Raw genomic sequence first — 20551 nt, forward strand, 5'->3', positions numbered from 1 at the left:
TTGCCTTAAAATTTAATTTTAGTTTAGGATTATAGCCGAATTTACGCGGAATTTACAAGCTTTGAGCGAGATTAATTTGAATTTTATTATGAAATGTTACAATTGCGAGATTAATTTTCATAAAGGAAAAGCATGTATTTATTTACTTCAGAGGTTGTGAGCCCGGGTCACCCGGATAAATGCGCCGACATCATCGCCGACAGCATCGTGGATACTATCTTGATGCAAGACCCAAACGGTCGCGTCGCTAGCGAAGTTTTCGTCGCGGGTAAAAACATTATAATAGGCGGCGAGATAAACTCTAAGGTCAAGTTAAGTTTCAAAGATTACGAAGGTATCGTTAAAAACGCATTGGCTAAAATCGGCTACGACGGCAAGTCTAAATTTACGAAAGAGCAGTGCCTACATCCCGATGACGTCGAGATAAAAGTCTGCATAAATCAGCAAAGTGCGGATATAAACCAAGGCGTCGATCAAGAAGGCGGCGAGATCGGCGCTGGAGATCAGGGCATAATGTTTGGCTTTGCTAGCTGCGAAGCAAACGAATATATGCCCGCAGCCATAACCTACGCCAGAATGCTTTGCGATAAGGTTTATAAATTTGCCAAAGCTAATCCCGATAAGCTGGGCGTCGATATCAAAACTCAGGTTACCGTAGACTATGGCACCAAAGACAACTTTGAAAACTGCAAGCCTCAAAGCATCCATACTATCGTTGTTTCGGCCCCTTGCGTCGAGACGATGAAGATCGAGGAGCTGCGCGCCCTAGTGCAAACTCTCATCGACGATGCCGGCTTGCCAAAAGGCCTTTATGATAAAAGCAAAACGCTCATCTATATCAACCCGACTGGCCGATACGTAAATCACAGCTCGCTTCACGACAGCGGGCTAACGGGTCGCAAGCTCATCGTAGATAGCTTTGGCGGATATAGCCCGATAGGCGGCGGCGCGCAAAGCAGCAAGGATTACACGAAAGTCGATCGCAGCGGTCTTTACGCAGCGCGCTGGATAGCTAAAAACATCGTCGCGGCAGGCCTTGCTAAAAAGTGCATCGTACAGCTAAGCTACGCTATCGGTATGGCAAAGCCTACATCTGTCAGCGTCGATACGATGGGTACGCAGATCGCCGGCGTAAATGACGATATGCTGTCAAATTTCGTTAGCGAAAATTTCGCCCTCACTCCGCGCTGGATCACAAATAAATTCGGCCTGGACAAACCTGGCAAAGATACGTTTTTATACGCTAAAGTAGCAGCCAAAGGTCAAGTCGGAAACGCCAAATATCCGTGGGAAAAGCTTGACGCGGTTGATACTTTTAAAGCTTTGATTAAATAAATCCTCAAGCCCGCTAAATTTAACGCGGGCTTAAATTTACCCTCAAATTTAAGGCTTCGTATGAGATTTTACCCCGCTTTATATCTTAAATTTGACCTCAAAAACCGCTCGGCAAAATTTAAAGAGAATTAAAATGCAAACGACAACAAACCAAAACGGCAAAAACAAGATGCTTGGACTCGTTTTGCTCGGGCTTTGCGCTTTTTATTTTATTTGCGCGTTAGGTATTTTTGTATTGCCTTTTGACGTTCTGGCTCGCTCCTCTTTGGCACGAGATTTCGTTGAGCTCACGCTTAAAATTTACCCCGCAGTAGAGCGAGCCTTTACTCATACCGATTTTACTCAAAAGGCAGCATTTTATATCGCTTATATGGGAATTGTAAAGGTCGTCACGCTTGTCGGTTTCGTCGCGGCTTGTTTGCTGTGCGGCAGTAAAAAACATAGAGCTCGCGTGATGAAACAAGCAAGAAAAGAAAATCCGGTAGTGGGATTTTTTCTTTCATTTTGCGGCATTTTGTGGGCTGGTTTTTTGATAAATATGGATTTTACGGGTTATCATATCGGATATCGTAAGCCAAGAAATTCGCCTGAATACGAATGGGTGCTGAGGTCTCCCGGCGAGCTATTTTGGCAAATGACGATTGATTTTATATTTTTGATTATTGTGGCGGCTTGTATATTTTACGTATCGTTGCAAATTCGGTTGCTATTTCGCAAACGCAAAAACGCCTAAATTTAGCAAATTTATCTGAAAAATTTATCGAGCAAGCCTTGCTTTGGCGTTATTATCTCAGACGGCGAGCCGTTTACGCTGTGATAGATGGCTTTGCTGTATTTCGTCGCGTAGTATCTGAGTAAAATGCGCTGTAAATTTGGCTCGGTACTAGGCACGAACCAGCCGTTGTTAGTAACCGCGATCATGACATCAAATTTTCCCGTAAACAGCTCGTCTCTCGTCGCTTCGTAGCAGATCGCGTTTCTGATTTTAAGGCCCTCTATCTCGTAGTCGCTAGGAGCGCTCGCCGTCTCAAAATCCTTCGCTCCGCCAAAAAATATTTTATTTATCAAATCTCTCGCAAATGCCGGTAGCGGGATCTCCTCGCCAAAGGGCACGAGGATAAATTTATCCAGCCGCCGCATCTTGCTGCGGTCAAAGAAAAACGCCGAGTTGTAGTTGGTGCCGTTTTCGCGAGCCAGCGCGCCAGCAACGATAGCGATCTTTTGCGATTTTTCCAGTAGTTCGGAGGTCAAATTTCGCTCGTGCGTCATATAGACGGGAAAGGCGCTCTCGGGCAAAATAACCGCTCTAAATCCCGCGCTTATCGCCTCATCAATGATGTCTAAATTTTGATTTATAAACTCGTTTTTTAGCTGCTTTTGCCACTTTAGCTCTTGTGCGACTTTCGTGTTTGCGAGCTTTACTTCAAAAGGTAGAGTTTTAAAATTTGGCGTACCATACTGCACCGCGCAGGCTAAAAGCGTAGCAAAAGCGATAAATTTAAGGCGGTTTTTAACGTAAAACAGGCACAAAATCGCGGCGAAAATAAATGCAAGGGCGAGCAAATTCGGCGCAAAAATTCCCGGCACGAAAACGGCCTCCAAATTTAGCCAATTAAAGCCGAATGGATGGATATTTGAAACCAAGATAAGCAGCAAAGCCTTTAGCCAAATTTGAGCCGGGATACCAGCTATCAAAAACAGTGCGCCGTAGATGATCCCGATAGCTAAAATCTCAAGCGGGATAAGGTAGCTAATCTCGTAATAAACGAGACTAAAGCTGATCCAGTAAAACCATAAAATCCCGATAAAAAATCCCGTCCAAAAAAAGCCGCGGCGGTCAAATTTGAGCAGCAAATAAAAGCCTGCGATCGCAAAAAACGGCGAGATAAAATTTAAAATTTCGCCGCCTAAAACATCGGCTAGTATAAAATTTGAGATTAAAATCGCGCCGACAAAGGCTTTTATTATAATTTTAGTGCTAAAATAAGGGCTTAAAATTTTTTTTATTAAGGAACTCCATGCAAGAAGGAAATTTCGTAGCTTCATTACTGCCTCTAGTCGTGCTTTTCGCAATATTTTATTTTTTGGTTATCAGACCGCAGCAAAAACAGCAAAAAGCTCATGCCGCGATGCTGGCCGCACTCGAGAAGGGCGACAAGATCATAACTAGCGGCGGACTAATCTGCGAGGTGATAAAACCGGAAGAGGATTTTATCAGAGTTAAGCTTAACGACGACGTAATCGTGCGCGTTTCACGCGAATTCGTCGCGAGAAAAATAGAAAAAACAGAGACGAAAGCAAATGCGTAACGGCAAAATAACGTATAGGCTGATTATCTTTGCTTTGGCTTTGATTTTCGGCATTATCTTTTCTGCGCCGTCTTTTACGGACAAGCTAGGCGGCTCTAAAATCAGTCTAGGACTTGATTTGCAGGGCGGACTTCATATGCTTCTTGGCGTCGAGACCGAGGAGGCCATACACTCAAAGATTAAGTCGATAGCCGCCAGCGTGAACTATTTTGCGAAAAAAGAGGACGTTTTGATCGATAGCTTTAAGATCCGTGAAGACAAGGTGGACTTTGAGCTACTTGATGCGGACGAAGCTGCTAAAATCGACGGCATGCTAAAAGATATCAAGGGTCTTAACGTGCAAAAAGAGGGTCTAAAATACTCAGTCGGTCTAACCGACGCCGAGAAGGCCGAGACGATAGAATACGCGATAAACCAAGCGGTCGAAACGATCAGAAACCGACTCGATCAGTTCGGTCTAGCCGAGCCTACGGTAGCAAGACAGGGCAAGGATAATATCCTAGTCGAGCTTCCCGGCATCAAAACGGCGGCCGACGAGCAGCGCGCTCGCGATCTAATCGCAAAAGCCGCGCACCTCCAGCTGATGGCCGTCGATGAAAAGCGCCAGTCGCAGGCAAACTCGATGAGCGAAGCCGAGGCTGAGAGTTACGGCGACATCATCTATCCGGACGTCAAAAACGAGCAAATAAAATACGTCGTAAAAAACATCCCCGTCCTTGACGGCGCGATGCTAACGGACGCTAGGGTTGCCTTTGATCAGCGCACAAACTCGCCTATCATCAGCTTTACTCTAAACGCCGAGGGAGCTAGAATTTTTGGCGATTTTACGGGCGCAAATGTGGGAAAACGTCTAGCTATCGTGCTTGACGGCAGGGTTTACTCGGCTCCATCGATAAACGAGAGAATCGGCGGCGGAAGCGGCCAGATAAGCGGCGGATTTAGCGTAGAGGAGGCTCACGACGTGGCTATCGCGCTTAGAAGCGGCGCTCTTTTAGCTCCCGTAAAAATGCTAGAAAAGCGAAGCGTAGGACCAAGCCTGGGTGCAGATAGCATAAGACAATCTATGATCGCGCTTGCGTCGGCTTCTGTTTTAGTGGTGCTGTTTATGATAGCTTATTACGGATTTAGCGGCATTTTGGCAAATATCGCACTGATCGCAAATATCTTGATACTAGTCGCCGTGATGGCGATGTTCGGCGCTGCCTTAACGCTACCGGGAATGGCCGGTATAGTGCTAACCATCGGTATGGCCGTGGATGCTAACGTCATCATAAACGAGCGTATCAGAGAGCTGCTGCGCGACGGGGCCAGTATCGCAACGAGCGTGAAAAAAGGTTATGAGAACGCGATGAGCGCTATTATCGACGCAAATTTGACCACGCTTATCACCTCGGTCGTGCTTTACGCCTACGGTACGGGTCCGGTCAAGGGCTTTGCCGTAACGATGGGCATAGGCATCATCGCTTCGATGATAACGGCGATCTTGGGTACTCACGGTATGTTTGATACGATTATAAATAAAATAGAAAAAAGCGGTAACACGCGGTTTTGGTTCGGTTATAAAAGGGTATAAATGCAATTTTTCTCAAAGGCACATGTTTATGGTTTTATGAGCAAGCGCTACATCGCGCTAGCTGTCTCAGCCGTGCTATTTTTCGGTTCGCTTTTTTTGATGGCGACGAAAGGCTTTAACTACGGCATCGACTTTTCCGGCGGTACGCTCATCCAGATGAAATACGATAGTGCGGTCTCGCTGGATAAAATTCGCTCGGCTTTGGCAAAAGACGAAGCCTATAAAAACGCCAGTGTTACGGAGTTTGGCTCGGCGGAAGAGGTTACGATTAGATTTTCTGGGACGAACTCAAATTTAGGTAGCGACGTGGGAGCTAGCGTAGCCGAGCTTTTAAAAGATACGGGTAAATTTGAGATCCGCCGTACGGACGTGGTCGGACCAAAAGTCGGCGATGAGCTACGCGAAAAGGGCGTGATGGCGCTTGCGATCTCACTCGTGGGCATCTTGATCTACATCGCGTTTAGATTTGAGTGGAGATTTGCGATGGCGGCGGTGGCCTCGGAGATTCACGACGTCGTGATTACGATGGGCGCGATCAGCTTTTTTGCTATCGACGTAAATTTGGACACTCTCGCGGCGATCCTTACGGTCGTGGGCTACTCGCTAAACGATACGATCATCGTCTTTGACCGCATTAGAGAGAACATAAAAACCAGCAAGAGCACGCATCTTGACACGATAATAAACGAATCTGTCTCCGCGACGCTAACTAGAACGATACTCACCTCGGGCACCACGCTCATCACGGTCGTCGTGCTATTTTTGTTTGGCGGAGATATGATACACGGATTTTCTTTGGCGTTGATAGTTGGCATAGTCATCGGTACGCTTAGCTCGATATTCGTCGCTGCGCCTATGCTTTTGTGGTTTAAATTTGGCGTGGAGAAATACCGCGCTATGGAAGCGGAAAAGGCGCGCGTACAAAGAGAAAAAGACAAGCAACGCGCGATGTTTGAAAAAGGCACTATTTAAGGAGAAGCGATGAACTGGGGTAAGGTTGTTTATATATTTTTCGCGCTTATGAGCCTGACGACGACGGCGGGGTTTTTATACGATAAAAACGAGATTGCACTATTTGTAGCGGCGAGCGTAAACGTGATCTCGACGCTACTAAAAATCGGCGTCAAAAACGTCTTTGCTGCAGAGCTTTTTGCCAGCTCGCTAGTGGCGGACTTGCACCTTATTCCGGCTTTTGTGCTGCTTCAGGTAAACGGCAACGCGCATATGGCGTATTCGCTAGCGATCGGCGCCACGATAGCAAACGTCTTTTCTCTGGCGCTTGTTTTGGTCGAGTCCGGTAAGACGCAAGAAGAATTTTAGGAGTAAAAATGAGTGAAAATTTAAAATACGAGCCGGCGAAAATAGAAAAAAAATGGCAAGAAATTTGGAGCAAAAACGGCGAATTTGAGCCCAAAGACGACTATAGCCTGCCTAAAAAATACATCCTAAGCATGTTTCCGTATCCTAGCGGACGTATCCATATGGGGCACGTGAGAAACTACACCATCGGCGACGCCTTAGCTCGCTACTACCGCAAGCGCGGCTACAACGTCCTTCATCCGATTGGATTTGATAGCTTCGGTATGCCTGCAGAAAATGCGGCGATAAAGCACAAAATCCATCCTAAAATTTGGACTTACGAAAATATAGACTATATGCGCGGCGAGCTTGAGACGCTAGGGCTTAGCTTTTCTAAAAAGCGCGAGTTTGCGACATCTGACCCGCTTTATACTAAATTTGAGCAAGAGTTTTTCATCAAAATGTACGAAAAGGGGCTGGTCTACCGCAAAAGCGCGGTCGTAAACTGGTGCGAATACGACCAAACCGTGCTTGCTAACGAGCAGGTCGAGGATGGATGTTGCTGGAGATGCGGTAACGCCGTCATCCAGCGCGAGCTACCTGGCTACTATTTAAAGATCACCGACTACGCGCAGGAGCTACTAGACGACCTAAAGCGCCTTGAGGGCAAATGGCCGTCTCAAGTGCTCACGATGCAGGAAAATTGGATCGGCAAGAGCTTTGGCTTGGAGTTTAAATTTGAGCTTGACGAGGAGTCGAAGCGGATTTTAGAAGGCGGCGACCAGATAGATGGCTTTGAGGTATTTACTACGCGCCCGGATACGATTTACGGCGTTAGCTATGCAGCCTTGGCGCCTGAGCATAAGATAGTAAAAAGACTACTTGACAGCGGTAAACTAGAGGCGAATAAAGCTGAGAGAATTAGAAAAATTTTAAATCAAAGTCCGAGAGAACGCCAAGCTAGCGAAAAAGACGGTCTATTTTTAGGCATCAACGTCCTGCATCCGCTAACCGGAGAAAAAGTGCCGGTTTGGGTGGCAAATTTCGTTTTAGCGGACTACGGTAGCGGCGCGGTTATGGCGGTGCCGGCTCACGATGAGCGCGACTATGAGTTTGCGAGTAAATTTGACCTGCCTATAAAATGGGTAGTTAAACCTGCGCAGGGCGAATTTGAGGGCGGCAAGGCGCTAACGGAATACGGAATATCTATAAATTCGCCACTCATAAACGGTCTTGGCAGCGAAGAGGCCAAACTAAAAATCATAGAAAAATTTGAAGCGGACAAGATCGGCAAACGCGTCGTAAATTTTAAGATCCGCGACTGGGGTATCTCTAGGCAGCGCTACTGGGGCGCTCCGATACCGATGGTGCACTGCAAGTGCTGTGGCGTCGTGCCTGAAAAGATCGAAAATCTGCCGGTGACGCTACCTGACGACGTGCAGATAACAGGCGAAGGAAATCCGCTCGATAAACACGAGAGCTGGAAACACGTCAAATGCCCAAAATGCGGCGGTGAGGCTGTGCGCGAAACCGATACGATGGATACGTTTTTTGAGAGTAGCTGGTATTTTGCTAGATATGCGAGCGATGAAAAAACGTGGCAAGAACGCGCATTTGACGCTAAAAGCGTGAATTATTGGATGAATGTGGATCAGTACATCGGCGGTATCGAGCATGCGATCTTACACCTGCTTTACGCGAGATTTTTCCAAAAGGCTTTGCGAGATCTAGGCTACCTCAGAGACGACGAGCCGTTTGAGCGCCTGCTTACTCAGGGCATGGTACTAAAAGACGGCAAAAAAATGAGTAAAAGCAAAGGCAACGTGGTCGATCCAGATGACATCATACATAAATACGGCGCCGATACGGCTAGGCTTTTTATCCTATTTGCCGCGCCTCCGCAAAAAGAGCTTGAGTGGAACGACAGTGCGGTCGAGGGCGCGTTTAGATTTTTAAACCGCCTATACGAACGAAGCTCGGGCGTAAAAAGATGCATGCAAATCCCGCAGATAACGCACGCAAATTTGAGCAAAGAAGAAAAATACGCGCGTATGAAGGTTTATGAAGCGCTTAAAAAATCAAACGACGTTTACGAGGAAAATTTTACGTTTAACACCCTAATCGCCGCCTGCATGGAGGCTCTAAATGCCGTAAACGCACAGGACAATCAGGACGTAACGACGGAAGCGTTTTTTATCATCTTAAATTTGCTAGAACCTATCGTGCCGCACGTCGCAAACGAGCTTAGTGAGAAGTTATTTAGCAGGGCAAATTTTGCTCCGATAACTATTTTGGACGAGGTTTTTGAAAAAGATAGCTTAAATTTGGCTATCACAGTTAACGGCAAGAGACGCGGCGAATTTGAAGCGCCGAGTAGCGCAGGCGATGACGAGGTTTTAGCTCTAGCTAGACAAAGTGCGGCTAAATGGCTAGAAGGAAAAGAAATAATCAAACAAATTTACGTGAACGGCAAACTCGTAAATTTCGTAATAAAAGGCTAAATCGTGAAGATAAAAATTTTACTACTTTTGGCGACTTTCATCTTGGTTGGATGCGGCTATAGGCCCGTCTCAAAGATCACGAACGACATAATGGGCGACCGTGTATACGTAAATGTGCTAATAAGCAAAGAAGAGCCTAAAAACAGCGTTTGGATCAAAGATAGCGTATTAGAGGGTATCGTAACAAGGCTGGGCAAACGCATAAGCTACGATAAAAACGAGCCAACCACCATAACCGTCTCGATCAAATCGCTTAACTATCAAGCGCTATTATATGATGAAAACGGCTATGTGACGTCGTATAAAGCGATACTAACGCTAAATTTCGACACTAAGTTAAAAGGTGGCAAAACGCTATCGGTGACGACTTCGGGCGAGCACGACTTTACCGTTTCGCAAAAGGTAAGGGATACTAGATTTGCAGACGGCGTTATCAGCGAGAGCGAAAAGTATAACGCTATAAAAGAGGCTTCGCAGGAGGCTTTTGACGAATATATCGCCGTGCTTGCGGTAAAAGGGCTAAAAAATGGCGACTAGCGTCAGCCAAGTCATAAAAGAATCAATCCAGACCATGAAAGAGCGCGGGCTCATGCTAACTCCGGATAACTACGCCGAGGTTTTTTGCGAGATAGCGAAAAAAAACGGCGTAATAGTGCCTGATTGCCAGAAGCTTGAAAAATACTCGGCTCGCCTAAACGACGAGCTTAAGGCGCAGCTAAAACAAAAAAACGTAAGAAACTTGGACGAGCTTTTTGCTTTTATGGCGGCTAGGCTAAATTCGCCCGGCCTAGCCGAGTATCCAAAACTAATAAATGCACTCGTAGCTATGAATAAAAAGGTTTTTCAGGCCGTAGCTTCGTTGCACAATAAAAATGCTAAAAATTTAGCCGAAGCAAGCTCGGAAGCCCTAAATAGAAGACTAGATGCGCAAGCCATAGATAGAATAAAAGACAAATGGTTCGATTTTTTAACCGATTACGACGATAGTTTTTTGAAAAGATTGGGCGTTTACGGCGTTAAAAATTTTAGCGACTTAAAAGATATCGTTGCTGAGCTTGAGGATGTTTTGACGAAAGAGCAGGCTTGCGAAAAACTAGTTCCGCTCGTATCGGATATGCTAAGGCCTTCTATTACCGATAAAATCGACGGCGAGATAGAAAAAGTAAATAAAATTTTAAAAAGCGATCCAAAGCTTTTAGAAGAGTTCTCGGTTAGAAAAAATATAGAAATTTTGACCAAAAAGCGTATCGAGCTTGATAGGGCCGAGGTTTCGACGAAAGTTGGAGCGCTAGATAAGGTTTTGGACGGTATAAACGATCAAATATCAAGCCTGATCAGCAGTTCTTCTAAAAGTTCAAGCCAGATGCAGTTTATCAAAAACGATCTAAATTCGATAAATTTAAACGAAGATAGCTTTGAGGGGATCAGGGATAAGTTAAAAAATATCGCCGATACCTTGGACGTCGAGGTTAGGCAATTGGGCGAGCAGATGCTAAGCGATCAGCAAACTATACAAGAACTACAAGCTAAAGTTAGCAGGCTAGAAGTAGAGTTAGAAAGCGCGAAAGCCGAGAGTAAAGAGGATTTTTTAACTAAAACAGCGACTAAAAAAGCGTTAATGGAAGAGCTTGGGCGTTTAGAGATTGATTTTTTACAACAAAATGCCGACTATGCCGTGTGTTTTTTTGACATAGATCATTTTAAAAATATAAACGATATATACGGGCACGACGCCGGCGACGTAATAATAGCAAGCGTAGGAAAAACTCTTAGGGGTAACTCTAGGGAAGTCGATTTCGTAGCTAGATACGGCGGCGAGGAGTTTGTGGTTTTGTTGCCGGGGTTTGATATAGCACAGAGTATAGAGTTTGCGGACAAGGTGCGCGATGCGCTAAAAAACTCCAAATTTTTATACAAAGACGAGCGCATTAGCGTTACGGTGAGTTGCGGCGTTGCGATACGTAGCCAAAATCAAAGCCAAGCAGCCGTACTAGAAGCTTCGGATAAAATGCTATACCAGGCTAAGCAAAACGGCAGAGATCAGGTGATGCCTAAAATTTAATGAAACTAGAATATTTTTTAGAAAACAAACCCCTTTTTTATAAGGAAATCAACCGCGCGCGTATGCCAAATGCCTTTAAATTCGTGCAGGGCGCGTTTAAAATACCAAAAATCATCCATCTAATCGGCACGAACGGCAAGGGTAGCACGGGGCGATTTTTAGCGCAGATGCTCGCTCGCGGCCATAGCGTCGGACACTATACGAGCCCCCATATTTTCGAGTTTTGCGAGAGATTTTGGATGAACGGCGCCGTAGCTAGCGCAGACGCGCTCGAGACGGCTCACGAGAGGCTGATTAAAATTTTACCTCCCGAGGTCGCGCGCTCGCTTTCGTATTTCGAGTATGCGACGATGCTTTGCGCTCCGCTTTTTGAGGGGTGCGACTTTTTCGTCTGCGAGGCTGGCGTAGGTGGCGAATTTGACGCTACGAACGTATTTGACAAGCGTCTTAGCCTCTTTACTCCGATCGGTTTTGACCACACGGCGCTGCTGGGCGATACGCTAGAGCAGATTGCGACGACTAAATTTAACGCGATGGCGGACGCTGCTTTGATGAACGACGACATGAACGAGCTTTGCGTCGGTATCGCGCGAAAAATCGCCGCTAAAAAGGGCGCAACGCTCAAATTTGCGTCCGAAAATTTAAGCAACGAGGATAAAAACGAGATTAAAATTTACGCGGAGAAATTCGGCTTGCCCGAGTTTTTGCGCTCAAATTTGGCCCTTAGCTCTTCGGCTTTTAGGGAGCTTGGGTTTAGCTTAAATTTGGCAAATTTAGGTGCGCTAGATCTTGGCGGACGTTGCGAAAAGATCGCGCCAAACGTAACGATCGACGTCGGGCACAATGAGATGGCGGCGCAAGCTCTAGCTAAAAAATTTGCGGGTAAAAAGCTAAATTTGATCTTTAACGCCTTTGCCGATAAGGACATAAAAGCCGTCCTAAAGGCGATCAAACCGATCGTTAAAAAAACTTACATCATCGAGTACGAGACGCCTGGTCGCGAGCTAGCAACAGCGCAGGTGAAAGAGGCTTTGCAGGAGCTTGGTATGGAGTTTGCGGACTTTACGGACGTGCGCGCGGACGAGGAGTATCTGGCGTTCGGGTCGTTTTACCTCGTGGAAGCCTTCTTAAAAAGGTACCGCGGTGCAAAGTGAGGTTTTTGAGTATTTTTTAAACGGAGGCGATGCGCAGCTGCTCGTCTGCGAGGATGACAAGGAGGCTATCGCGGCTCTTAGCGCGGCGGAATTTGCCGGGTTTAAGGCCTTTAGATTGCCTGATTTTAGGGCGCGCGAGGGCGATGATCTGCGTAGCTTTAGCGCCGAGCTTTTTGAGCTCTCCTCCGAGTTATCTAAATTTTACGAATTTAAGGGCAAAAAGGTCCTCATTAGCCCTGTTTGCACGGTGCTAAACAAACTTCCCGGCAAAAAACATCTACAAAAGCTAACGCTAAATTTCGGCGACAAAATCGACCCCAAAGAGTTAGCCCAAAAGCTACTGCGCTTTGGCTACGAGGCGGTCGATATCGTGGAGAGCGAGGGCGAGTTTTGCGTTCGCGGCGAGATCATCGACGTTTTTTGCGTCGGCGCGCAGGAGCCAAACCGCATTTTGCTATTTGACGACGAGATAGAGAGCATCAGGCACTACAGCACGCAAACGCAAATTTCAAATAAAACCGAGCTAAAAAGCGTTGAAATTTCGCCTTTTATCGCGGCTCTGGGCGAGGCCGAGTTTGAAAAAACCTCCGAAAAAATAAAAGATATGCAAACGGACGCGCTAATCAGCGACCTAAAGACGCTCGGATTTTGGGCGATAGACGGTTTTATCGACTATACGCGCGAATTTAAAACGGTTTTAACGAAAAAATTTGACGGCTTTGAGCGCGATCTGGGCGAGGTGGCAAATTTGCCCGTACTGCCCGCGGCCAAAGTTTATAAAGACTTAAGCGTAACTTTAAACGCTGATTTTTTCGAGCTAAATAAAAATAAAAAGATCAAGGTTTTAGCGCGCAACGAGGGGCTTTTTAATGCATTAAATTTGAGCGAATACAAAAACGTAGAGTTCGTGCAAACCGAGGCGGCGTTAAATTTAGTCTCGGCGACCGAGATTATCGTCTCGCTAAATAAATTTGAAAAGAAAAAACGCGCCAAAAAGCCAAGCTTAGTGATCGACGAGCTAAAAGCCGGCGACTACGTCGTGCACGAGGAGTATGGCATCGGCAAATTTACGGGGCTTGAAAAGCTAACCGTGCTAGGCAGGACGCGCGAGTTCGTCGTGATCGTTTATCAAAACGAGGACAAGCTGCTTTTGCCAGTCGAACATCTAAATTTGATCGATCGCTACGTCGCGGGTAGCGGCAGTATCGCGGTTTTAGACCGCTTGGGTAAGGCAAATTTCGCCAAGATAAAAGAAAAAGTTAGAGCCAAGCTTTTTGTAATCGCGTCAAAGATTATTTCGCTAGCCGCCCAGCGCGAGCTAATCCGCGGCGAGATCATCGCAAAAGATGACGCAGAGTATCTAAATTTCTTACAAAATGCGGGGTTTGCCTACACTAGAGATCAGGAGCGCGCGTCAAACGACATCTCAAACGACCTAAAAAGCGGCAAGGTAATGGATAGGCTGCTTAGCGGCGACGTGGGATTTGGCAAGACCGAGGTCGCGATGAATGCGATATTTAAATGCGTAAAATCTGGCTTTCAAGCGCTATTTTTCGTACCGACGACGCTTCTTAGCTCACAGCATTTTAAAAGCCTAAAAGAGCGGCTGGGCAAATTTGACGTTAGCGTCTTTAAACTCGATCGCTTCACGAGCGCAAAGGAAAAAGCGGCCGCGGTTAAGGCACTGGAGGCGGGGCAGCCTTGCGTTTGCGTTGGTACGCACTCGCTTTTATCGGTAAAGCCCTCAAATTTGGGCCTCATCATCATCGATGAGGAGCATAAATTCGGCGTCAAGCAAAAGGAAAAACTAAAAGAGATCTCAAGCGCCTCGCACGTACTATCTATGAGTGCGACGCCGATACCGCGCAGCCTAAATATGGCGCTTTCAAGCGTCAAAGGCTACTCCGTACTACAAACTCCGCCAAGCTCGCGACTGGACGTGCGAACCAGCGTGCGCGAGTGGGATGAAAAGGCGGTAAAAGAGGCCGTCATGCGCGAACTGCGCCGCGGCGGGCAAATTTTTTATATCCACAACCACATCGCCACGATGCCTCAGGCAAAAAAGCAAATTTTAGACATCATGCCAAATTTACGCATCCTCACGCTGCACTCCAAGATCGACGCCAAAACGACCGAAGAGGAGATGATGAAGTTTGAAAACGGCGAATACGACGTGCTGCTAAGCACCAGCATCGTAGAAAGCGGCATACATCTGCCAAACGTAAACACCATCATCATCGAGAGCGCGAATAAATTCGGCATCGCAGACCTACATCAGCTGCGCGGACGCGTCGGCAGGAGCGACAAGCAGGCGTATTGCTACTTCCTTGTCGAGGATAAAAACGCCCTAAGCGCAGACGCTCTAAAACGCCTAGTTGCGCTTGAGAGCAACTCGTTTTTAGGCTCAGGCAGCGTGCTAGCCTACCACGATCTAGAAATCAGGGGCGGCGGCAACCTCGTCGGCGAAGCCCAAAGCGGCCATATCGAGGCGATCGGCTACTCGCTCTACATCAAAATGCTCGAAGAAGAGATAAATAAACTGCTAAATAAAGAGAGCTTTGAGAGCGCAAAAATCGATCTGAAACTCAGCATAAACGCGTTTTTAAACTCGGAGTTTATCGGCGAGGATAGGCTGCGCCTGGAGCTTTATAGACGGCTTAGCAAGTGCAAAGAGGTGGCCGAGGTTTACGAGATAGAGGGCGAGATCGAGGATAGATTCGGCAAGCCGGACATCTACACCAAGCAGTTTTTAAGCCTCATTATAATTAAAATTCTAGCTATAAAAGCGGGCTTTAAAGCCATCTCAAACGCCGAGCAAAATATCATGCTAACCGCGCAAAACGGCGAGCAAACCAGGCTAAAATCAAAGAGTAAAGACGATGATGACGTGATAGAGGAGATCTTGATCTATCTTAGAAAACTAAACAAAGGACGGGCGGAAAAATGATAGACTGGAATACGACTGCCGCAGCGATTTACAGGCGTAAATTTGGCGCATTAAAAGGCGTGATAGACGTTGATTTCACGCAGCTTGAGGGGCTTGTGGGGATCGAAAAGCAAAAAGAAGATCTTGTAGAAAATACGCGAAATTTTTTAGAGGGTAAGGGCGCAAATCACGCGATACTGTGGGGCGCGCGAGGCTGTGGCAAAAGCAGCCTGGTTAAGGCCGTTTTTACTAAATTTTACCCGGAGGGCTTGCGGCTTATAGAGCTAAAAAACGACGAGCTAGAGATGATACCCGAGATCATTTACGAGATCAGGGATAGCAACTTTAAATTTATCGTTTTTTGCGACGATCTTAGCTTTGAGACTGGGGACAGGAGCTATAAATTTTTAAAACCCGTGCTTGAAGGCTCGATCGAAAAAGCGCCTAAAAACGTGCTAGTTTACGCCACATCAAACCGTCGTCACCTGGTTAGCGAGCTAAAAAGCGATAACGAAGGTGCAAAGGTCAGCGAGACTGAGCTGCACTATAGCGACGCGGTCGAGGAAAAGATCGCGCTAAGCGATAGATTCGGGCTTTGGCTCAGCTTTTATCAGGGCAGCTTTACGGACTATCTAAAGATCGTGGATTTTTATTTTAAAGATTTTACTGGCGACAGAGCCATGCTTCACGAACTAGCTAGGCAATACGCCCAGCTTCGCGCGAGCCGCTCGGGACGCACCGCGAGGCAGTTTTATCTAAGCTATAAAGATAAAATTTGATGGCAAATTTAACTAGAGTGGGATTTGTCGGCGACATCGTCGGACGCGCTGGACGAAGCGCGGTTATACAAAATTTGCCCAAATTTAAGCGCGAGTTCAAGCTTGACTTTATCGTCGCAAACGCCGAAAACGCGAGCGGCGGCTTCGGTCTAACCGCGACAAACGCGCACGAGTTGCTAGGCTGTGGTATCGACGCGATCACGGGCGGCAACCACAGCTTTGATAAAAAAGACGTAGTCGCGCTGATGGACGCCCTGCCTATCATCCGTCCTTACAACCACTTTGCTGGTACGGCCGGGCGCGGCGCGATAAATTTGAGCAAAGAGAGCAAGAGCCTAAGCGTGGTAAATTTGATGGGGCACTACGGCTTGCCGCATACGAACAACGCCTTTTTGGAGGCCGAGCGCGCACTAGGCGAGTGCGAGAGCGAAAATATCCTAATAGACTTTCACGCCGAGGCCACGAGCGAGAAAAACGCCTTTTTTAGGCTATTTTGCGGGCGAGTAGGCGCGATAGCCGGCACTCACACGCACGTGGGCACTGATGATCTTCAAATTTTAAACGGCACGGCCTACGTGAGCGACGTAGGGCTTAGCGGGGCGTTTGACGGCGTCATCGGTATGGACGCGGAAGCGCCTGTGAAGAGCTTTTTAACGGGACTTAAGCACTCGTTTAAGGTAAATGAAAAATGCAGGCGAATCTTTCAAATGGTCGTGTTTGAATTTGACGGCGGACGCTGCACGGATGCCTTTAAGGTCCGCGTGATAGACGGCGTTAGCGAGCCTTTGGTGCAGCGAGCGGTTAAATTTATATAAACGAGTTCAAATTTGAGCCACGCAAGGCTAGCGACAGCTTTTACTCAAATTTAAGCGCGGCGGCGTTTTGGGCGGTAAATTTAAGCAAGAGCCGGGCGTAAAATTTGCTAATAAACAAAGAAAAAAAGGAAAACTATGGATAGCACGCAGCTTTTTTTGGCACTAAAAAACGCGGGCGTAAAGGCTGACGCAGACGACCCTCTTTGGTGGCCAAATGCCGGCACCTTCGAGGTCGTGGTCGGCGCCGTTTTGATACAAAATACCAACTGGAAAAACGCAGACAAAGCGCTAAATAATCTAAAAAACGCAAATTTGATGAGCGTGGAGGGCATCGTAAAAAAACCCGCGGCCGAGCTAGCCTTGCTCATAAAACCAAGCGGCTTTTATAACACCAAAGCAAAACGCCTAAAAACGCTTTGCGATGCGATTTTTAAAAAATTCGGCGATTTTGAAAATTTCAAAGAAAACGTAAGCCGCGAGTGGCTGCTTGGCGTCAAAGGCATCGGCGCGGAGACCTGCGACGCGGTGCTTTGCTACGCGTGCGGACGCGACGTGATGGTCGTTGATAGCTACGCTTTGCGGATTTTGAGCTTTTTTGGGTATGAGTTTGAAAGCTACGACGAGGCGCAGGAGTGGCTAGAGGCCGTAGATAGCGAGCAGATTTGCAAAGCCTACGGACGCGAGCTGGATATGAATGAAATTTACGCCAAATTTCACGGCAAGATAGTGGAGTTTTGCAAGGCGCACTTTAACGGAAAGAGGCTAGACGAAGCAGGCGAAGAGATACTAAAATCCATAAAATAGGAGCAAAGATGAAGATAAATTTTATAAATTTACAAGCTCAGTATCAAAAATACAAAAACGAAATCGACGAGCAGATCAAAGAGGTGCTAGATAGCTCGGTCTATATCGGCGGCAAGGTCGGCGAGCTGGAGGAAAATCTAGCTAAATTTAGCGGCGCAAAGCACGCTATAGCTTGCAGTAGCGGCACGGACGCGCTGCTGCTCGCCTTTATGGCGCTTGATATAAAGCCCGGCGACGAGGTCATCACGACGCCTTTTACCTTTATCGCGACGGCCGAGATGATAGCGTTTCTGGGCGCAAAGCCAGTGTTCGTCGATATCGACGAGAGGACGTATAACATCGATCCAAATTTGATCGAAGCAAAGATCACGCCAAAGACCAAGGCTATCGTGCCGGTGTCGCTTTTTGGGCAGGCAGCCGATATGGCGGCGATAAATACTATCGCGCAAAAGTACGGTCTAGCCGTTATCGAGGACGCCGCGCAAAGCTTTGGTGCGAGCCAAAACGGCGTAAAATCCTGCAACCTCTCGCGCATCGCTACGACCTCGTTTTTCCCGGCTAAGCCGCTTGGCTGCTACGGCGATGGCGGAGCGATATTTACGGACGACGACGCCCTAAACGAAAAGATACGCATCCTACTAAATCACGGCCAGTCCGAGCGCTACATCCACAAATACGTCGGCATAAACGGCAGACTCGACGCCATCCAGGCGGGCATTTTAAACGTCAAGCTAAAATACCTTGACGCCGAAATCGCAAAACGCCAAGAGATCGCTGTGCGGTATTCTTGCGAGCTAAAGGGCGTCGTAGCACCTTTTGTCGCACAGGGCAACGTCTCGGCGTGGGCGCAGTACTGCATCCGCGTAAAAGATAGGGCGAAGATGCTAGAAATCTGCGCGCAAAAAGGCGTGCCGACGGGAGTTTATTACCCCGTACCGCTGCATTTGCAAGAGGTGTTCAAAGGTCTTGGCTACAAGCGGGGAGATTTTGCCGTGAGCGAGGCTGTAGCGCACGATATAATGGCGCTGCCGATGTCTGCGTTTGTGACCAAAGAGGAGCAAGACTACGTCATCGAGGTTATAAATAATGCTTAAATTTGCGCTCATAGGTCTTGGCGTCATGGGTAAAAACCACTACCGCGCGCTACAAAACGTTGCTGGCGTGCAGATAGCAGCGCTTTGCGATCCGTTTTGCAAGGAAAATTTCGCGCATAAAATTTACTTGGGTCTTGACGAGATGCTAGAGAGTGAAAATTTAGACGCCGCCGTCATCGCTACGCCGACCTCGTTACATAAAGAAGCGGCGCTAAAATGCATGCGAAAGGGACTAAATTTGCTTATCGAAAAGCCCGTTTGCGCAAATGCCTCAGACGCTCAAATTTTACTAGGGGAAGCGCAAAATAGAAATTTAAAAGTAGCAGTCGGGCACGTAGAGCGCTTTAACCCAGCGATCGCGGCGCTAAAAAAAGAGCTAGCAAACGAGGAAATTTACAGCGTGCAAATAACTAGAAACGCGCCATTTCCGCAGCGAATCACGGATGTTGGGATACTGGCCGATCTAGCCGTGCATGATATAGATCTGATTAGATTTTTAAGCGGCAAAGAGATAAAAAGTGCGGATATAAAAAGCTCGCGCAAAATCCACGCTAAATTTGAAGATAACGCGATTTTGTCGTTTGAGCTTGAGGGCGAGATAACGGCTCTCATCGCTACTAGCTGGCTAGCGCACAGACGCAAAAGAACGGTCGAGGTCGCGTGCAAAGGGGCGGTTTACGAGGCTGATTTGCTAAATCAGAGCCTTGTTAAATTTAGCGAATTTGACGCAAGCGCGTGCAAAATGCAAAATATATTCGTCAAAAGAACCGATCCGCTAACAAGCGAGCTAGAGGACTTCGTGCGTCTTTTAAGTGGCGAGCAAAGCTCGGGAGCAAGTATAAAGGATAGCCTAAAAACGCTAAAAATCATAGAGAGTGCGAGCTAAATTTTAGTCTGAAATATAAAAGAAAATTTATTTTTTTATATTTTATTTATATTTATGGAAAAAGAAGTTATTATTACACGATTTTTTCAAAAGGAGTCTAAATGATATATGAAAACATCGTTCAAACCATCGGTAAAACCCCGATCGTAAAGATAAACAGCGTGCGCGAAGAGGGCATGGCTGAAATTTATGCAAAGCTTGAGTTTTTTAACCCGGGAGGATCGGTAAAAGATAGAATCGCCGCAAGTATGATCCTTGGAATGCAAAAAGAGGGCACGCTAAAAAAAGGCGACATCATCGTAGAGCCTACTAGCGGTAATACCGGTATCGGCGTAGCTATGGTCGGCGCGGCGCTAGGATACAAGGTTGTGCTAGTGATGCCTGAAACCATGAGTATAGAAAGACGCAAGCTGCAAAAGGCCTACGGCGCGGAGCTAGTACTAACTGAGGGCGCAAAGGGTATGAAAGGCGCGATCGAAAAAGCAAGCGAGCTCGTGCGAGAAAAAGGCTATGTGATGCTAAGTCAATTTGAAAACAAATTTAACCCGCAGGCTCACGAGCTAACGACGGCAAAAGAGATCATGGACGACTTTAAAGAGCTTGACGCGTTCGTGGCGGGCGTAGGAACGGGCGGCACGCTAAGCGGCACGGCAAGAGCGCTAAAAGCAAACGGCTATAAAACTAAAATCGTAGCCGTCGAACCAAACGACTCTGCCGTGATCTCTGGCGAAAAACCGGGTCCGCATAAGATCCAAGGTATCGGCGCGGGCTTTATCCCGGCTACGCTTGATACCGCCTATATCGACGAGATAGAGCGCGTGGATAACGATGAGGCCTTTGAGGCGGCTAGAAAGCTGGCTAAAGAGGAGGGTATCTTGCTGGGTATCTCGGGCGGCGCGGCTTTGGCGGCTGCAGTAAAGGTTGCAAAGAGACTAGGTAAGGGCAAAAAGGTGCTTTTCATAGCTCCTGATAACGGCGAGAGGTATCTTAGTACCCCGCTTTACGAGGCGTGAT

The 20551-nt window shown here is 47.1% G+C and carries 18 protein-coding genes; 17 read left to right on the plus strand and 1 reads right to left on the minus strand.

What is annotated here, in order from left to right; translation table 11 throughout:
• Window positions 1-132 precede the first annotated feature (132 nt).
• The gene (gene metK / locus Q0394_RS05870; RefSeq protein WP_009495223.1) at window positions 133-1335 is read left to right on the plus strand and encodes a methionine adenosyltransferase; all 1203 of its coding nucleotides are present in this window, start codon (window positions 133-135) and stop codon (window positions 1333-1335) included.
• A gap of 133 nt (window positions 1336-1468) precedes the next feature.
• Window positions 1469-2068, plus strand: coding sequence for a hypothetical protein (locus Q0394_RS05875; protein ID WP_298946102.1), 600 nt, complete (start codon window positions 1469-1471; stop codon window positions 2066-2068).
• 11 nt (window positions 2069-2079) lie between these two features.
• On the opposite strand, the gene Q0394_RS05880 is transcribed toward Q0394_RS05875, so the two are convergent.
• Window positions 2080-3381 carry an apolipoprotein N-acyltransferase gene (locus Q0394_RS05880; protein WP_298946104.1) on the minus strand — a complete coding sequence of 434 codons (1302 nt, stop codon included), beginning with the start codon at window positions 3379-3381 and terminating at the stop codon, window positions 2080-2082.
• Between Q0394_RS05880 and yajC the strand changes: the two genes are divergently transcribed.
• The 15 genes from yajC (at window position 3354) to cysK (ending at window position 20550) form a co-directional block, all read left to right on the plus strand.
• The gene (yajC, locus tag Q0394_RS05885; protein WP_002953039.1) at window positions 3354-3644 is read left to right on the plus strand and encodes a preprotein translocase subunit YajC; all 291 of its coding nucleotides are present in this window, start codon (window positions 3354-3356) and stop codon (window positions 3642-3644) included. The two genes, Q0394_RS05880 and yajC, sit on opposite strands and share 28 nt — an antisense overlap.
• A complete protein-coding gene (gene secD / locus Q0394_RS05890) occupies window positions 3637-5217 on the plus strand; it encodes a protein translocase subunit SecD (RefSeq protein WP_298946106.1) in 1581 nt (526 codons plus the stop codon). Before yajC ends, secD begins: the two co-directional genes overlap by 8 nt.
• Window positions 5218-6189 (plus strand): protein translocase subunit SecF, encoded by a 972-nt coding sequence (secF, locus tag Q0394_RS05895; protein WP_298946108.1) that lies wholly within the window; start codon window positions 5218-5220, stop codon window positions 6187-6189.
• A gap of 9 nt (window positions 6190-6198) precedes the next feature.
• Window positions 6199-6537, plus strand: coding sequence for a DUF6394 family protein (locus tag Q0394_RS05900; protein ID WP_298946110.1), 339 nt, complete (start codon window positions 6199-6201; stop codon window positions 6535-6537).
• Window positions 6538-6545: 8 nt separating this feature from the next.
• Entirely contained in the window at window positions 6546-9017 is a 2472-nt protein-coding gene (leuS, locus tag Q0394_RS05905) for a leucine--tRNA ligase (protein ID WP_298946112.1), read from the plus strand.
• Window positions 9018-9020: 3 nt separating this feature from the next.
• Entirely contained in the window at window positions 9021-9554 is a 534-nt protein-coding gene (locus tag Q0394_RS05910) for an LPS assembly lipoprotein LptE (protein ID WP_298946114.1), read from the plus strand.
• A complete protein-coding gene (locus Q0394_RS05915; protein ID WP_298946116.1) occupies window positions 9544-11079 on the plus strand; it encodes a GGDEF domain-containing protein in 1536 nt (511 codons plus the stop codon). The genes Q0394_RS05910 and Q0394_RS05915 overlap by 11 nt, the downstream gene beginning before the upstream one ends.
• On the plus strand, window positions 11079-12233 hold the full coding sequence (locus Q0394_RS05920) for a bifunctional folylpolyglutamate synthase/dihydrofolate synthase (RefSeq protein ID WP_298946118.1): 1155 nt from the start codon (window positions 11079-11081) through the stop codon (window positions 12231-12233). Before Q0394_RS05915 ends, Q0394_RS05920 begins: the two co-directional genes overlap by 1 nt.
• On the plus strand, window positions 12223-15180 hold the full coding sequence (gene mfd, locus Q0394_RS05925; protein ID WP_298946120.1) for a transcription-repair coupling factor: 2958 nt from the start codon (window positions 12223-12225) through the stop codon (window positions 15178-15180). Before Q0394_RS05920 ends, mfd begins: the two co-directional genes overlap by 11 nt.
• Window positions 15177-15938 (plus strand): ATP-binding protein, encoded by a 762-nt coding sequence (locus Q0394_RS05930; RefSeq protein ID WP_298946122.1) that lies wholly within the window; start codon window positions 15177-15179, stop codon window positions 15936-15938. The genes mfd and Q0394_RS05930 overlap by 4 nt, the downstream gene beginning before the upstream one ends.
• Window positions 15938-16753, plus strand: coding sequence for a TIGR00282 family metallophosphoesterase (locus Q0394_RS05935; protein ID WP_298946123.1), 816 nt, complete (start codon window positions 15938-15940; stop codon window positions 16751-16753). Before Q0394_RS05930 ends, Q0394_RS05935 begins: the two co-directional genes overlap by 1 nt.
• Window positions 16754-16888: 135 nt before the next feature.
• Window positions 16889-17557 carry a 3-methyladenine DNA glycosylase gene (locus Q0394_RS05940; protein ID WP_298946125.1) on the plus strand — a complete coding sequence of 223 codons (669 nt, stop codon included), beginning with the start codon at window positions 16889-16891 and terminating at the stop codon, window positions 17555-17557.
• Window positions 17558-17565: 8 nt separating this feature from the next.
• Entirely contained in the window at window positions 17566-18651 is a 1086-nt protein-coding gene (locus Q0394_RS05945; protein ID WP_298946127.1) for a DegT/DnrJ/EryC1/StrS family aminotransferase, read from the plus strand.
• Window positions 18644-19537 carry a Gfo/Idh/MocA family oxidoreductase gene (locus Q0394_RS05950; RefSeq protein WP_298946129.1) on the plus strand — a complete coding sequence of 298 codons (894 nt, stop codon included), beginning with the start codon at window positions 18644-18646 and terminating at the stop codon, window positions 19535-19537. Before Q0394_RS05945 ends, Q0394_RS05950 begins: the two co-directional genes overlap by 8 nt.
• Before the next feature lie 101 nt (window positions 19538-19638).
• Window positions 19639-20550, plus strand: a complete 912-nt coding sequence (gene cysK / locus Q0394_RS05955; protein ID WP_298946131.1) for a cysteine synthase A — start codon at window positions 19639-19641, stop codon at window positions 20548-20550.
• Window position 20551: the final 1 nt, after the last annotated feature.

This window comes from uncultured Campylobacter sp., assembly GCF_938039205.1.
Taxonomy (GTDB): domain Bacteria; phylum Campylobacterota; class Campylobacteria; order Campylobacterales; family Campylobacteraceae; genus Campylobacter_A.